14 protein-coding genes and 1 tRNA gene are annotated in these 13983 nt (G+C 72.3%); 9 read left to right on the plus strand and 6 right to left on the minus strand.

Annotated elements, in window-relative coordinates; all coding sequences use genetic code 11:
* Positions 1 to 111: 111 nt before the first annotated feature.
* The 6 genes from paaA to ACFVS6_RS01265 all read left to right on the plus strand — a co-directional run bounded on the left by paaA (position 112) and on the right by ACFVS6_RS01265 (position 5089).
* On the plus strand, positions 112 to 1131 hold the full coding sequence (gene paaA / locus ACFVS6_RS01240; protein ID WP_389699875.1) for a 1,2-phenylacetyl-CoA epoxidase subunit PaaA: 1020 nt from the start codon (positions 112 to 114) through the stop codon (positions 1129 to 1131).
* On the plus strand, positions 1128 to 1412 hold the full coding sequence (gene paaB / locus ACFVS6_RS01245) for a 1,2-phenylacetyl-CoA epoxidase subunit PaaB (RefSeq protein WP_281209342.1): 285 nt from the start codon (positions 1128 to 1130) through the stop codon (positions 1410 to 1412). Before paaA ends, paaB begins: the two co-directional genes overlap by 4 nt.
* Positions 1409 to 2146, plus strand: coding sequence for a 1,2-phenylacetyl-CoA epoxidase subunit PaaC (gene paaC, locus ACFVS6_RS01250; RefSeq protein WP_389699876.1), 738 nt, complete (start codon positions 1409 to 1411; stop codon positions 2144 to 2146). Before paaB ends, paaC begins: the two co-directional genes overlap by 4 nt.
* A gap of 23 nt (positions 2147 to 2169) precedes the next feature.
* Positions 2170 to 2655 carry a 1,2-phenylacetyl-CoA epoxidase subunit PaaD gene (gene paaD / locus ACFVS6_RS01255; RefSeq protein WP_389700033.1) on the plus strand — a complete coding sequence of 162 codons (486 nt, stop codon included), beginning with the start codon at positions 2170 to 2172 and terminating at the stop codon, positions 2653 to 2655.
* Positions 2656 to 3786, plus strand: a complete 1131-nt coding sequence (locus ACFVS6_RS01260; RefSeq protein WP_389699877.1) for a 2Fe-2S iron-sulfur cluster-binding protein — start codon at positions 2656 to 2658, stop codon at positions 3784 to 3786.
* 160 nt (positions 3787 to 3946) lie between these two features.
* Entirely contained in the window at positions 3947 to 5089 is a 1143-nt protein-coding gene (locus ACFVS6_RS01265) for an acyl-CoA dehydrogenase family protein (RefSeq protein ID WP_389699878.1), read from the plus strand.
* Positions 5090 to 5133: 44 nt separating this feature from the next.
* On the opposite strand, the gene ACFVS6_RS01270 is transcribed toward ACFVS6_RS01265, so the two are convergent.
* From ACFVS6_RS01270 to ACFVS6_RS01295, 6 genes are all read right to left on the minus strand, one after another.
* Positions 5134 to 5478, minus strand: a complete 345-nt coding sequence (locus ACFVS6_RS01270) for a rhodanese-like domain-containing protein (protein WP_362875172.1) — start codon at positions 5476 to 5478, stop codon at positions 5134 to 5136.
* A 39-nt stretch (positions 5479 to 5517) separates the two neighbouring features.
* A complete protein-coding gene (locus ACFVS6_RS01275) occupies positions 5518 to 6381 on the minus strand; it encodes a hypothetical protein (protein WP_389699879.1) in 864 nt (287 codons plus the stop codon).
* 122 nt (positions 6382 to 6503) lie between these two features.
* Complete coding sequence (locus tag ACFVS6_RS01280) at positions 6504 to 7976, minus strand: DUF2252 domain-containing protein (protein WP_389699880.1); 1473 nt, start codon at positions 7974 to 7976, stop codon at positions 6504 to 6506.
* 84 nt (positions 7977 to 8060) lie between these two features.
* On the minus strand, positions 8061 to 8720 hold the full coding sequence (locus ACFVS6_RS01285) for a response regulator (RefSeq protein ID WP_389699881.1): 660 nt from the start codon (positions 8718 to 8720) through the stop codon (positions 8061 to 8063).
* Between the two features lie 8 nt (positions 8721 to 8728).
* Entirely contained in the window at positions 8729 to 10420 is a 1692-nt protein-coding gene (locus tag ACFVS6_RS01290; protein ID WP_389699882.1) for a sensor histidine kinase, read from the minus strand.
* 234 nt (positions 10421 to 10654) lie between these two features.
* A tRNA-Leu gene (locus ACFVS6_RS01295) sits at positions 10655 to 10737 on the minus strand.
* A 292-nt stretch (positions 10738 to 11029) separates the two neighbouring features.
* Here ACFVS6_RS01295 and ACFVS6_RS01300 point away from each other — a divergent pair.
* From ACFVS6_RS01300 to ACFVS6_RS01310, 3 genes are all read left to right on the plus strand, one after another.
* On the plus strand, positions 11030 to 11842 hold the full coding sequence (locus tag ACFVS6_RS01300) for an FhaA domain-containing protein (protein WP_389699883.1): 813 nt from the start codon (positions 11030 to 11032) through the stop codon (positions 11840 to 11842).
* Between the two features lie 10 nt (positions 11843 to 11852).
* Positions 11853 to 12350, plus strand: coding sequence for an FHA domain-containing protein (locus ACFVS6_RS01305; RefSeq protein WP_266575716.1), 498 nt, complete (start codon positions 11853 to 11855; stop codon positions 12348 to 12350).
* Positions 12351 to 12494: 144 nt separating this feature from the next.
* Entirely contained in the window at positions 12495 to 13958 is a 1464-nt protein-coding gene (locus ACFVS6_RS01310; RefSeq protein WP_389699884.1) for a PP2C family protein-serine/threonine phosphatase, read from the plus strand.
* Positions 13959 to 13983: the final 25 nt, after the last annotated feature.

Genomic DNA, 13983 nt, shown 5'->3' on the forward strand with positions numbered 1-13983 from the left:
CAGGGTTGCCCACAGAGGTTGACACCCTACGGGCCGCCGTCTCACCATTGAAGAGGATGAACCGAACGATCGGTCGGTCGGGCGGACGGCAGAATCTGACAGGGAGCCGAGATGGTCGCAGTGACCCCGGAATCGGGCCCGGGCACGGCAGCGGCGGCGGGCGCGACGGGCGTCGTCGAGGAGGACCTCACCGCACAGCTCGCCGCGGCCTTCGACGCCGCGGTGGCGGCGGACGAGCGCGTCGAGCCGCGCGACTGGATGCCCGACGAGTACCGCGCCTCGCTGGTCCGGCAGATGGCCCAGCACGCCCACTCCGAGATCATCGGCATGCAGCCCGAGGCCAACTGGATCACCCGGGCGCCCTCGCTGCGCCGCAAGGCGATCCTGATGGCCAAGGTGCAGGACGAGGCCGGGCACGGCCTCTACCTCTACAGCGCCGCCGAAACGCTCGGCACCAGCCGCGACGAGCTGCTCGACAAGCTGCACTCGGGCAAGCAGAAGTACTCCTCGATCTTCAACTACCCCACCCTGACCTGGGCGGACGTCGGCGCGATCGGCTGGCTCGTGGACGGCGCGGCGATCACCAACCAGGTGCCGATCTGCCGCTGCTCCTACGGCCCGTACGCCCGCGCCATGGTCCGCATCTGCAAGGAGGAGTCCTTCCACCAGCGCCAGGGGTACGAGCTGCTCCTCGCCCTCTCGCAGGGCACCGAGGCACAGCACGCGATGGCGCAGGACGCCGTCGACCGCTGGTGGTGGCCCTCCCTGATGATGTTCGGCCCGCCCGACGACGAATCGGTCCACTCCGCCCAGGCGATGGCCTGGCGGATCAAGCGCCACTCCAACGACGAGCTGCGCCAGCGCTTCGTGGACATCGCGGTCCCGCAGGCCGAGTCCCTTGGCCTGACCCTGCCCGACCCCGACATCAAGTGGAACGAGGAGCGCGGGCACCACGACTTCGGCGCCATCGACTGGTCGGAGTTCTGGAACGTGCTCAAGGGCAACGGCCCGTGCAACGAGCAGCGGATCAGCCAACGCCGCACGGCGCACGAGGAAGGCGCATGGGTCCGCGAAGCAGCCGCGGCCTACGCCGAGAAGCACACCAGCACCGGACGAGAGGTACAGGCATGACGCAGAACTGGCCCCTGTGGGAGGTGTTCGTGCGCTCGCGCCGCGGCCTCTCGCACACGCACGCGGGAAGCCTGCACGCCCCGGACGCGGAGATGGCCCTGCGCAACGCCCGCGACCTCTACACGCGGCGCGGCGAGGGCATTTCGATCTGGGTCGTGCCCTCCACGGAGATCATCGCCTCCTCGCCGGACGAGCGGGACCCGTTCTTCGCCCCGTCCGCCGACAAGCCCTACCGCCACCCGACCTTCTACGACATCCCCGAGGGGGTGCGTCACCTGTGAGCAGCACCGGCACCACCCTCACCGGCTCCACCGCCGCGGCCGCGCTCGCCCTCGGCGACGACGCGCTGATCCTCTCCCACCGCCTGGGCGAGTGGGCCGGTCACGCCCCCGTCCTGGAGGAGGAGGTGGCCCTGGCCAACATCGCCCTCGACCTGCTCGGTCAGGCGCGCGTCCTGCTGTCCATGGCGGGCGACGAGGACGAGCTGGCCTTCCTGCGCGAGGAGCGGTCCTTCCGCAACCTCCAGCTGGTCGAGCAGCCCAACGGCGACTTCGCCCACACCATCGCCCGGCAGCTGTACTTCTCCTTCCACCAGCACGAGCTGTACGGCGCGCTGGCTTCCGGGGACGGCCCGTTCGCCCCGCTCGCGGCGAAGGCCGTCAAGGAGACCGCCTACCACCGCGACCACGCCGAGCAGTGGACGCTGCGCCTCGGCGACGGCACGCCGGAGAGCCGCCGTCGGATGCGGGCCGGGCTCGACTCGCTCTGGAAGTACACCGGCGAGATGTTCCGGCCCGTCGAGGGACTCGGCCTGGACCAGGCCGTCCTGGAGGACCGCTGGCTGGCCGCCGTGGGCGGCGTACTGGAGCAGGCCGGTCTCGCGCTCCCCGAGGGGCCGCGCACGGGTGCCTGGGCCGCCGGCGCGGGCCGCGAGGGACTGCACACCGAGTCGTTCGGGCGGCTGCTCGCCGAGATGCAGCACCTGCACCGCAGCCACCCGGGAGCGTCCTGGTGACCGGGACCGCCGGGGCGCTGGGCATGACCCGCCTGGAGGCGGAGCTGGCCGAGCTCGCCGGTTCCGTCCCCGACCCCGAACTGCCGGTGCTCACGCTCGCCGAGCTGGGCGTGATGCGCGGTGTCCGGATGCACGAGGACGGCCACGCCGAGGTCACCCTCACCCCGACGTACACCGGCTGCCCGGCGATCGAGGCCATGTCGGCCGACATCGAGCGGGTCCTGACCGGCCACGGAATCCCCGAGGTGCGGGTCGTCACCGTCCTCGCCCCGGCCTGGTCGACCGACGACATCAGTGCCGAGGGCCGCCGCAAGCTGGCCGAGTTCGGCATCGCGCCGCCCCGCCCGCACGCCGCCGGGGGACCGGTTCCGCTGACCCTGTCGGTGCGCTGCCCCCACTGCGGTTCCACCGACACCGAACTGCTCAGCCGGTTCTCCTCCACCGCGTGCAAGGCGCTGCGCCGCTGCGTCTCCTGCCGCGAACCGTTCGACCACTTCAAGGAGCTGTAGATGGCCGTGTCTGTGCCCTCGGCGGACCCGGGCCCCGCGCGCCCCGCGCGCCACGGCGCCTTCCACGCGCTGACGGTGGCGGCGGTCGAACGGCTCACCGACGACTCGGTGGCGCTCACCCTCGCCGTGCCCCCGGAACTGCGCGAGGAGTACCGGCACGCGCCCGGACAGCACCTCACCCTGCGCCGCACCGGGTCCGAGGGCGGCGCCCGCCGCACCTACTCGATCTGCTCCCCCGCCCCCACCGCCGACGGCCCGGGTCCCGCGTCGCTGCGGGTCGGGGTACGGCTCGTGGAGGGCGGTGAGTTCTCCACGTTCGCGCACAAGGAGATCACCGCCGGGGACGTGCTCGACGTGATGGTCCCGGCCGGCCGCTTCGTACTGGAGCCCACCGCCGCCCCGGCCGCCGCGCACTACGCGGCCATCGTCGGCGGCAGCGGGATCACCCCGGTCCTGTCGATCGCCGCGAGCCTGCTGGCGGCCCGCCCCGACGCCCGCTTCTGTCTGGTCCGCAGCGACCGTTCGGCCGCCTCGACGATGTTCCTGGACGACGTCGCCGACCTCAAGGACCGCTACCCCGACCGCTTCCAGCTGGTGACCGTGCTGTCCCGCGAGGAGCAGGAGGCCGGTCTGCCGTCCGGCCGGCTCGACCAGGAACGGCTGACGGCGCTGCTCCCGGCGCTGCTCCCGGTCGCCGAGGTGACGGGCTGGTTCCTGTGCGGACCGTACGGGTTGGTGCAGGGCGCCGAGCGGGCCCTGGGCGGGCTCGGCGTCGCCCGCACCCGGGTGCACGAGGAGATCTTCCACGTCGAGGACACCGCGCCGCAGGCTCCCGCCCGGATCTCCGCGCCCGCCCACGGCCGGGTCACCGCCCGGCTCGACGGCCGGTCGGGCACCTGGCCCGTCCAGGACGGCGAATCCCTGCTGGACGCCGTGCTGCGCGGTCGCGCCGACGCCCCGTACGCCTGCAAGGGCGGCGTGTGCGGCACCTGCCGGGTGTTCCTGGTCGCGGGCGAGGTGCGGATGGACCGCAACTTCGCGCTGGAGGCCGACGAGACGGACGCCGGGTTCGTGCTGGCCTGCCAGTCCCACGCGGTGAGCGAGGAAGTGGAGATCGACTTCGACCGCTGACCCGCGGAGCCGTCGAACGGCGGCGCCGCGGAACCCGGGCCGGCCGGACGAGCCGGACGGCCCGGTCCCACCCCCTGTGCATTTCCTCCCGCCTGCCTTATCTTGACGGACCGTCAGATATGCGAACGGGACCGAACCGGTGCACGCGGGAGGACAGGCAGTGGACTTCACCTTCACCGAGGAACAGCAGGCGGCCGTCGAGGCGGCCAAGGCCGTGTTCGCGGATGTCGCCCCCGACGGCGTGCCCAGCCCCGCGCTCACCCCGGGTGCCGTCGCCGACGAGTTCGACCGGCCGCTGTGGGGCAGCCTGGCGGGCTCCGACCTGCTGAGCCTCGTCCTCGCCGAGGAACACGGCGGCGCCGGCCTCGACACCATCGCCCTGTGCCTGGTGCTGCGCGAGGCCGCGAAGGTGCTGGCCCGGGTACCGCTCCTGGAACACTGCGCGACCGCCATGGCGGTCCAGGCCCACGGCAGCGCCGAACTGGCCTCCGCCCTGCTGCCCGACGCCGGACGCGGCGCCGTGGTCCTGACCGTCGCCGCGCACGGCCGCACCGGCCACGATCCCGCCGAACTCTCCGTCACCGCCCGGCGCGACGGCGCCGACTGGACCCTGGACGGGGTGCAGACCTCCGTGCCCTGGGCGCACAGCGCCGACTGGATCGCCGTACCCGCCCACCGGGGCGACGGCGAGGCCGTCCTCGCGCTCCTCCCGCGCACCGCCGGCGGGCTCACCCTCGCCGACCAGTACTCCACCAGCGGGGAGCGGCTCGCGGAGCTCACCCTCGACGGTGTCCGCGTGCCCGCGACCCACCTCATCGAGGCCCCCGGCGCCTGGGAGCGGCTCCGTCAGCTCCTCGCCACCGGAACCTGCGCCCTCGCGCTCGGCCTCGGCGAGAGCGTCCTCACCATGACCAGCCAGTACACCAGCAAGCGGGAGCAGTTCGGCTTCCCCGTGGCGACCTTCCAGGCCGTCGCCGTGCAGGCCGCCGACCGCTACATCGACCTGCGCGCCATGGAGGTCACCCTCTGGCAGGCCGCCTGGCGGCTCGACGCCGCGACCGACGGGGCGGGCGGCCCGCTGCCCAGCTCCGGAGACGTCGCCGTCGCCAAGATCTGGGCCTCCGAGGGCGTACGCCGGGTCGTACAGACCGCACAGCACCTGCACGGCGGCTTCGGCGCCGACACCGACTACCCGCTGCACCGCTTCCACGCCTGGGCCAAGCAGTTGGAGCTCCAGCTCGGCCCGGCCGCGGCGCACGAGGAGGCCCTGGGCGACCTGTTGGCCGCCCACCCCCTCGCCTGAGCCGGCCCGCCCGCGCGAGCCGGCACCGGAGCCGAAGGACCCCCTCAGAGCACGAAGGCCGGGTTCCCGTTGTCCGTCACCATCGGGCGCCCGGCACCTTCCCAGGCCTGCATCCCGCCGTCCACGTTCACGGCGTCGATCCCCTGACGCACCAGGTACTGGGTGACCTGGGCCGAACGGCCGCCGACCCGGCACATCACGTGCACCCGGCCGTCCTCCGCGATGGCCTCGGTCAGCTCACCGAAGCGCGCCACGAAGTCGCTCATCGGAATGTGCAGCGCGCCCTCGACGTGCCCGGCCGCCCATTCGTCGTCCTCGCGGACGTCCAGGACAAAGCCTTCGGAGGGCACCGCGGCGGCGTCCACCGAGGGAAGCGGTCCGAAGTTCATAGCTGTCGCCTTCTCTCTTCGCGGATCTGGCCTGCCAACCTACCCGGCGAGGGCCTTCAGCTCCGCCTCACGCTCGGAGACCTGGGCGAGCAGCTGCTCCGCGATCTCCTCCAACAGCCGGTCCGGGTCGTCCGGGGCCATCCGCAGCATCGAACCGATCGCGCTGTCCTCCAGCTCCCGGGCCAGCACCGCCAGCAGTTCCTTGCGCCGGGCCAGCCACTCCAGCCGGGCGTAGAGCTCCTCGCTCTCGCTCGGCCGCACGGCCTCCGGCGCGGGACCTGCCGCCCATTCCTCGGCCAACTCGCGCAGCAACTGCTCCTCACCGCGCCCGTAGGCGGCGTTGACGCGCGCGATGAACGTGTCGCGGCGCTCCCGCTCGGCCTCGTCCTGAGCGAGGTCCGGGTGCGCCTTGCGGACCAGCTCCCGGTAGAGCCGACGGACCTCCTCGGAGGGGCGCACCCGCTCCGGGGGCCTCACGGCCCGACCCGTGAGCATCGCGGACGCGTCGTCCGAGATCCCGTCGGAGTCCAGCCAGTCGTGGAACAGTTCGTCGACGCCGGGCATGGGCATCACCAGCGAGCGCGCCTCACGGGCCCGCCGCAGGTCCTCGGGGTCCCCGCTGCGCGCGGCCTTCGCTTCCGCGATCAGCGCGTCCAGCTCGTCGAGCCGCGAGTACATCGGCCCGAGCTTCTGGTGGTGGAGGCGGGAGAAGTTCTCGACCTCCACCCGGAAGGTCTCGACCGCGATCTCGAACTCGATGAGGGCCTGCTCGGCGGCCCGCACGGCCCGGTCCAGCCGCGCCTCGGGACGCTCGTCGGCGGAGCCCGGGGGAGCCGCAGGGGTTTCGGAGGCCTCGGACGCGCCGGGGCCGGGGTGCTCGGGGTGCTCGGTCTGCTCGCTCACGCGGCCAGCCTACGGCCCGTCCGCCCGGACGGTGTTTCACGTGAAACACCGTCCGGTTTCACGTGAAACATCCCCCGCGTTTCACGTGAAACAACCCTCCCGCTCCCGTGCGACGCCCGAGGTCAGACCCCGGCCTCCGCCGCGATCCGCCCGCTCCGGACGGCCGCCACCAGGTCCGCGTGGTCGGCCTCGGTCCGGTCGGCGTACGCCACCGCAAAGGCGGCCATGGCCTCGTCCAGCTCCTCGTTCTTGCCGCAGTATCCGGCCAGCAGCCGCGGATCGGCGCTGTGCGCGTGTGCCCGCGCCAGCAGGGCACCGGTCATCCGCCCGTAGTCGTCGAACTCCGCGACGGACAGCGCCGCCGGATCCACGCTGCCCTTGCGGTTGCGGAACTGGCGGACCTGGAAGGGACGCCCCTCCACCGTGGTCCAGCCCAGCATGATGTCGGACACCACCTGCATCCGCTTCTGCCCGGCCACCACCCGCCGGCCCTCGTGCTCCTCCGCCGCCGCGTGAAAACCCAGCCCGGGCAGGTACGGCAGCAGCACGGAGGGCCGCGCCTCCTTCACCTGGAGCACCAGCGGGTCCCCCCGGTGGTCGAGCAGCAGCACCACGTACGAACGCGTGCCGACGCTGCCCGTGCCCACCACCCGGAACGCCACGTCCTGGATCGCGTAGCGGGCCAACAGCGGCAGCCGGTCGCCCGACAGGGTCTGCAGGTAGGGGCCCAGCGAGGCCGCCACGGCGGCCGCCTCGCCGTCACCGACGCGGCGCAGCACCGGCAGCGCGTCGACGAAGCACCGGCCGCCGTCGGCACCGATCTCGGTGGACCTGGCCGCGAACCGGGCCGAGGTGTTGTTGCGGGCCTTCGCGGAGACCCGCTCCAGGGTGCCCAGCAGGTCGCGGGCATCGGTGTGCGAGACGAGTTCCTCGTCCGCGATGGCGTTCCAGGCGTCGATCGCCGGAAGCTTCGCCAGCAGCCGCATGGTCCTGCGGTACGCGCCCACCGCGTCCAACGCGGCCGCCCGGCAGGTGTCCTCGTCCGCGCCCGCGACCCGCCCGGCCAGCACCAGGGAGGTGGCCAGCCGCTTCACGTCCCACTCCCACGGTCCGACGACGGTCTCGTCGAAGTCGTTGAGGTCGATGACGAGCCGGCCGCCCGCGTCCCCGTACAGACCGAAGTTGGCGGCGTGGGCGTCACCGCAGATCTGCGCCGCGACACCGGTCACCGGACCGCCGGACAGGTCGTGCGCCATCAGCCCGGCCGCTCCGCGCAGGAACGCGAAGGGGTTGGCGGCCATCCGCCCCACCCGTATCGGGGTCAGCTCGGCGACCCTGCCCTCGTTGGACTCCTCGACGGCCCGCACGGCGTCGGGCCGTCCGGCGGGAGCCTCGAACCGGGCGTGCGCCGAACGCGGCACGCGGCCGCGCAGGGCCTTGCCCGCCTCCTTGGGCGAACCGGCCACCGACCGGGGCGCGAAGCCCTCGACCTGCGGTATCCGACCGCCCCCGGGGCCCGCCGCCGTGATCGCGGTCGCGACCGCGCCCGCGTCGACTCTCGCGCCCACCGCGTTCTGCTCCGGTACCGTCACCATTCGCGCCGCCCCCGCACCTGTCGCTCCGTGTCGGCCGATCCGGCCGACTCCACGTCGGCCCGGCCGTTTTCGGCCCGACCGTATCTAGAGGCCGGCGTCCCTGGCCAGCAGGGCCGCCTGCACCCGGTTGTCACAGCCCAACTTCGCGAGGATCCGGCTGACGTAGGTCTTCACGGTGGCCTCGCTCATGTGCAGCCGCCGGCCCGCGTCCGCGTTGGACAGGCCCTCCCCGAGCAGGGCCAGCACCCCGCGTTCGCGTTCGCTCAGCTCCGCCACGCGCCGGCGGGCCGCCTCGCCCCGGCCGGCGGTCCGGCCGGTCGCCAGCTGGTCGACCACGTGTCGGGTCGCCGAGGGGGACAGGTAGGCGTCCCCGGCCGCGGCGGCCCGGACCGCGCCGATGAGCTCGCCCGGAGCCGAGTCCTTCAGCAGGAACCCCGCGCCGCCCTCGCCGAGGGCCCGCAGCACGTTCTCCTTCTCCCCGAACGTGGTCAGGATCAGGGCCCGCACGTCCGGTGCGGCCCGCCCCAACTCGCCCAGCGCGGTCAGTCCGTCCATGACCGGCATCTGGATGTCGAGGAGCACCACGTCGGGCGCGTGGGAACGGGCGAGCTCCACCGCCTCCCGCCCGTTGGCACCCTCCGCGACGACCTCGATGTCCGGCGCCGAGGTCAGGATCATCCTGATGCCCGCCCGGATCAGTGGTTCGTCGTCAGCGATCACCACTCTGATCACCTTGGCTGTCACCCGCGCTCCTACTGCTTGACCTCGTACGCCTGCTTCTCGACGAGCTTGCCGTCCTTGAAGCAGAACCGGAACACGTCGTCGGTGGACAGGTCGTCCGAGTCGTCCTCCGACAGGAGCGCCAGGCAGTCCGACCCCTCGGGCCTGGGCGGCCCCTTCCGGTCGAGGCCCGACGTCATGATGCTGTCCCCGGAGGGCAGCCGGTCACGGACGGCCTTCTCCGTCTCGCCGATGCGCACCGCGTCGTACTCTTCGCCGCTGATCATCGCCTTGTTCGCGGAGCTCACCAACAACGCCACCCCGGCCCCCATGACGATCACCAGCAACACGAGCGCCGCGACGGCGATCCCGCAGCCCAGGGCCCAGCCCGCGGGCCGGCTGCGCAGCGGCGTCGCCAGTTCCCGGTCCACCGCCGCCCAGTCGAGGGGCGGTGCGCCCTTGGCCGCCGTCGCCAGGGCCTGGGACCGCTGCCCGAAGTCGTCGGCGACGTCATCGACGACCCCGGCCGGCTCCGCGCCGTACGGGAGCACCCCGGCCACCCGGAAACCCCCGCCCTCGGCGGCGGCCGCGTGCACCATGCCGCCGACCAGCCGGGCCCGCTCCCGAAGCCCCGTGAGCCCCTGACCGCCGGACACCACCTCGCCGACACCGGGGCCGGCAGCCGGCCCGTTGGCGATCTCCACCACCAGGGAGTCGTCCTCGTACCGCAGTTCCACGGTGATCGCGGCGCCCGGAGCGTGCTTGTAGGCGTTGGTCAGCCCCTCCTGCACGATCCGGTACGCGGCGTGATCGCAGGCAGCCGCAAGCGGGCGGGGGTGCCCCGTCATCGAAAGGCGCACATCGGTCCCGGCGGCCCGCGCCGCCTCCACGATCCCGCCGATCCCGGCGACCCCGCGTGCGGCGGGCTGCGCCTCCTCCGCCGGCAGCGGCGCCTCCACCCCGTCCCGCAGGATGCCGACGACCTCGCGCAGTTCGTGCATCGCCGCCACCGAGGCCTGCCGCAGCACCCCCACGGCCTCGCGCTGCCGGTCGGTGATCTCGGGGTCGACCTCCAGGGCACCGGTGTGCACCGAGATCAGGGCGAGCTGGTGGCCCAGGCTGTCGTGCATGTCCTGGGCGATCCGCTGCCGCTCCCGCAGCCGGGCCTGCCCGGCCACCATCGTCCGCTCGCGCACGAGCTGGGCGTTGCGTTCCTGGAGGGCGCTCAGCAGGGTCCGGCGCTGGTGCCAGTAGCGGCTGGCCAGACCCGGCATGACCGTCGAGGCCAGGAACATCAGCGTGGAGAACACGATCACCAGCAGGGGACGCAGCTGCGACCACTGGTCGATGAGGCTGATGCCCACTTCCGCGACGAAGGCGACGACGAAGACGCCCAACGCCCGGCCGACGCCGACGATCCGCCGGCCCGCGGACCAGCCCAACACGATCGTCACGAGGAACACACCGGGCAGCAGCCCACTGGCCGCGGCGCCCACGATCAGGGTCGTCGCGGGCAGGCGCCGTCGCAGCAGGGTCAGGGCGACCACGAGCACGGCGGCCGCGACCGTCTTCAGCACGGAGCTCCGGCTGAGTTCGTCGACCCCCACGCCGAGCAGCGCTATCGCGGCGGCGAGCGTCAGGTCTCCCGCCAACGTGCTCCGGGACCAGGGCTCCGGCCCCTGCAGCCAGTCCCAGCCCGCCCGCGCTCTCGCCCTCGTATCCACGCCAGCGACCCTAGACACCCCGCGACCCCCGCTGCTGCCTCCTTTCGTCGCGTCCCGCGCGACGAAAGTCGGAAGGTGGTGGGACCGGCGGCCCGCAAAAGGAGTTCGGGGGGATCGGGTCCGCCGCGCGAACCCGCCGGCACGGCTGCGCCGCGCCCTCCACCAAGGGGAGGGACCTGTGGCCGATAATGCAGGAAGCCCCGATCCGGATTCCGGATCGAGGCTTCCTCAATGTGGGCGAGGGGGGATTTGAACCCCCACGTCCCGAAGGACACTGGCACCTGAAGCCAGCGCGTCTGCCGTTCCGCCACTCGCCCGAGCAGCACCCCAGCGGTTCTTCCCTTTCGGGCCGTTCCCCTGGCGACGTCGAAAGATTAGCACGTCGAACGGGGTGGATTCACATCGCTTTCCCGGCACCCCCGAGGGCGGACCGGACGGCCCCTCCCGCAGTCCACTCCGGGTGCGGGACACTGTCACCTGAGCACCCCTACGATCGCTTGTGAGGACCAACACTCCTGCGCACGGGACCGAAGGGGAACCAGCCGAATCCGCCACGCGTGGATACGATCAGTAAGCAGTACAGGGCGACAACGACGGAGGAGGTGCCCCATGGGAGTTCTGAAGCGGTTCGAGCAGCGACTCGAAGGTCTGGTGAACGGCACCTTCGCCAAGGTGTTCAAGTCCGAGGTCCAGCCGGTCGAGATCGCCGGAGCCCTCCAGCGGGAGTGCGACAACAACGCGACCATCTGGAACCGCGAGCGGACCGTCGTCCCGAACGACTTCATCGTGGAGCTCAGCGCCGGCGACTACGAGCGCCTGAGCCCCTACTCCGGGCAGCTCGGCGACGAGCTCGCGGGCCTCGTCCGCGACTACGCCAAGCAGCAGCGGTACAGCTTCATGGGCCCCATCAAGGTCCACCTGGAGAAGGCCGACGACCTCGACACCGGTCTGTACCGGGTTCGCAGTCGTACGCTGGCTTCCAGTACCTCCCAGGACGGGCCTCAGGCCGGACAGCAGGACCGGCAGGGCGGCTACGGCTACCCTCCGGTCGCCGCCCCGCCCATGCCCGCCGGACCGCCTCCGGGCGGACCCGGCAACCGGCCGGGACCGGGAGGACCGGCTCCCACCGGCGCCCCCGGCACCACGCGCCGCTGGATCGAGATCAATGGCACACGCCACCAGATCTCGCGCTCCACGCTCGTACTCGGCCGAAGCACCGAGGCCGATGTGCGGATCGACGACCCCGGCGTATCGCGCCGGCACTGTGAGATCCGGACCGGAACACCCCCGACGATCCAGGATCTCGGGTCCACCAACGGCATCGTGGTGGACGGACAACACACCACCCGCGCTACGCTCCGCGACGGCTCGCGGATCGTCGTGGGCAGCACCACCATCATTTACCGGCAAGCCGAAGGGTGAAGCGGGGGCAATGTCAGAGCTGACCCTGACGGTCATGCGGTTGGGTTTCCTGGCCGTTCTGTGGCTGTTCGTCATCGTGGCCGTTCAGGTCATCCGCAGCGACCTGTTCGGCACGAGAGTGACGCAACGCGGCTCGCGCCGCGGCGGCGCCACCAGTGCGCCGCAGCAGACCGGGCGGCAGTCCGCGCCACCCCAGCAGCGCCAGCGCCGGGGTGCGCCGACCAAACTCGTCGTCTCCGAAGGCACCCTCACGGGCACCACGGTGGCCCTCGCCGGCCAGACGATCACGCTGGGCCGGGCCCACGACTCCACGATCGTGCTGGACGACGACTACGCCTCCAGCAGGCATGCCAGGATCTACCCCGACCGTGACGGCCAGTGGATCGTCGAGGATCTCGGGTCCACCAACGGCACGTATCTCGACCGGACCCGATTGACCACCCCGACGCCCATTCCGCCGGGCGCCCCGATCCGCATCGGCAAGACCGTCATCGAGCTGCGGAAGTAGTACGAGAATGAGCGAGCGGAGCGAGCGAGCCGCGGCGGTCCGTCCCACCGGGGACACGGACCCGAGCGCGCTCCCGACCGGAGGGTGGGCAGTGTGGCTCGAGACCGGTTGTACCCGGAGGCAGCGTCGACAGGGCAGGTGCGTATGAGTCTGTCCCTGCGTTTCGCCGCCGGATCGCACAAGGGCATGATCCGAGAGGGCAACGAGGACTCCGGCTACGCCGGTCCCCGGCTCCTCGCGATCGCCGACGGCATGGGCGGCCAGGCCGCCGGCGAGGTCGCCAGCTCCGAGGTGATCTCGACCCTCGTCCAGCTCGACGACGACGTCCCGGGCTCCGACATCCTCACCGCGCTCAGCGTGGCCGTGCAGCGGGCCAACGACCAGCTGCGCGTGATGGTCGAGGAGGACCCGCAGCTGGAGGGCATGGGCACCACGCTCACCGCCCTCCTGTGGACCGGTCAGCGCCTCGGGCTCGTCCACGTCGGCGACTCGCGCGCCTACCTGCTCCGCGACGGCGTCCTCACCCAGATCACCCAGGACCACACCTGGGTGCAGCGCCTCGTCGACGAGGGGCGCATCACCGAGGAGGAAGCCACCACCCACCCGCAGCGTTCGCTCCTCATGCGGGCGCTCGGCAGCGGCGACATCGTGGAGCCCGACCTCTCGATCCGCGAGGTCCGGGCCGGTGACCGCTACCTCATCTGCTCCGACGGACTGTCCGGCGTCGTCTCCCACCAGACCATGGAGGAGACCCTCGCCGACTACCACGGCCCCAACGAGACGGTGCAGTCCCTGATCCAGCTCGCCCTGCGCGGCGGCGGTCCGGACAACATCACCTGCATCGTCGCCGACGTCCTCGACACCGACAGCGGCGACACCCTCGCCGCCCAGCTGAACGACACCCCGATCGTCGTCGGCGCGGTCGCCGAGAACCAGCACCAGCTCTTCGACGGCGGCAACGCCATGCAGACGCCGGCCGGCCGCGCCTCGGGCCTCGGCCGTCAGGCCGGTCCGCCCGCCGGTTCCTTCGGCCCTCCCGGCAGCGGTGAGGCCCCGGGCTACGGATACCCCGACCAGAACCCGGGCGGCGGCGGCTACGGAAGCTTCGGCGAACCCGACGCCTACGAAGCCGACGCACAGTACGAGGACACCTACGACCGCCCCCGCAGGCGCCGCAGCAAAGGGCGCAAGTGGACCACCCGGACCCTGATCCTGCTGATCGTGGCCGGTGTCGTCGGTGGCGGGCTGTACGCGGCGCACCGCTGGACACAGACCCAGTACTACATCGGCGTCAAGGGTGAGCACGTCGCGCTGTACCGCGGCATCAGCCAGAACCTGGCCTGGATCCACCTCTCGAAGGTGGAGACGGATCACCCCGACATCGAACTGAAGTACCTGCCGTCCTTCAAGCGCAAGCAGGTCGAGGCCACCATCACCGAAGGCAGTCTCGACGGCGCCCGCAAGAAGGTCGACGAGCTCGGCACCCAGGTCGCCGCCTGCAAGAAGGACGAGGCCCGCCGCGCCGCCGAGGCGCAGAACAACCAGACGCCCGGCCCCGTTCTGACTCCCGCGGAGCAGACGATGGCCGGTCTGTGCGAAAAGCAGTAGAGATACGCGGGCACAGGGGGCCTGC

It is taken from the genome of Streptomyces sp. NPDC057939 (assembly GCF_042887545.1).
Classification (GTDB): Bacteria; Actinomycetota; Actinomycetes; order Streptomycetales; family Streptomycetaceae; genus Streptomyces.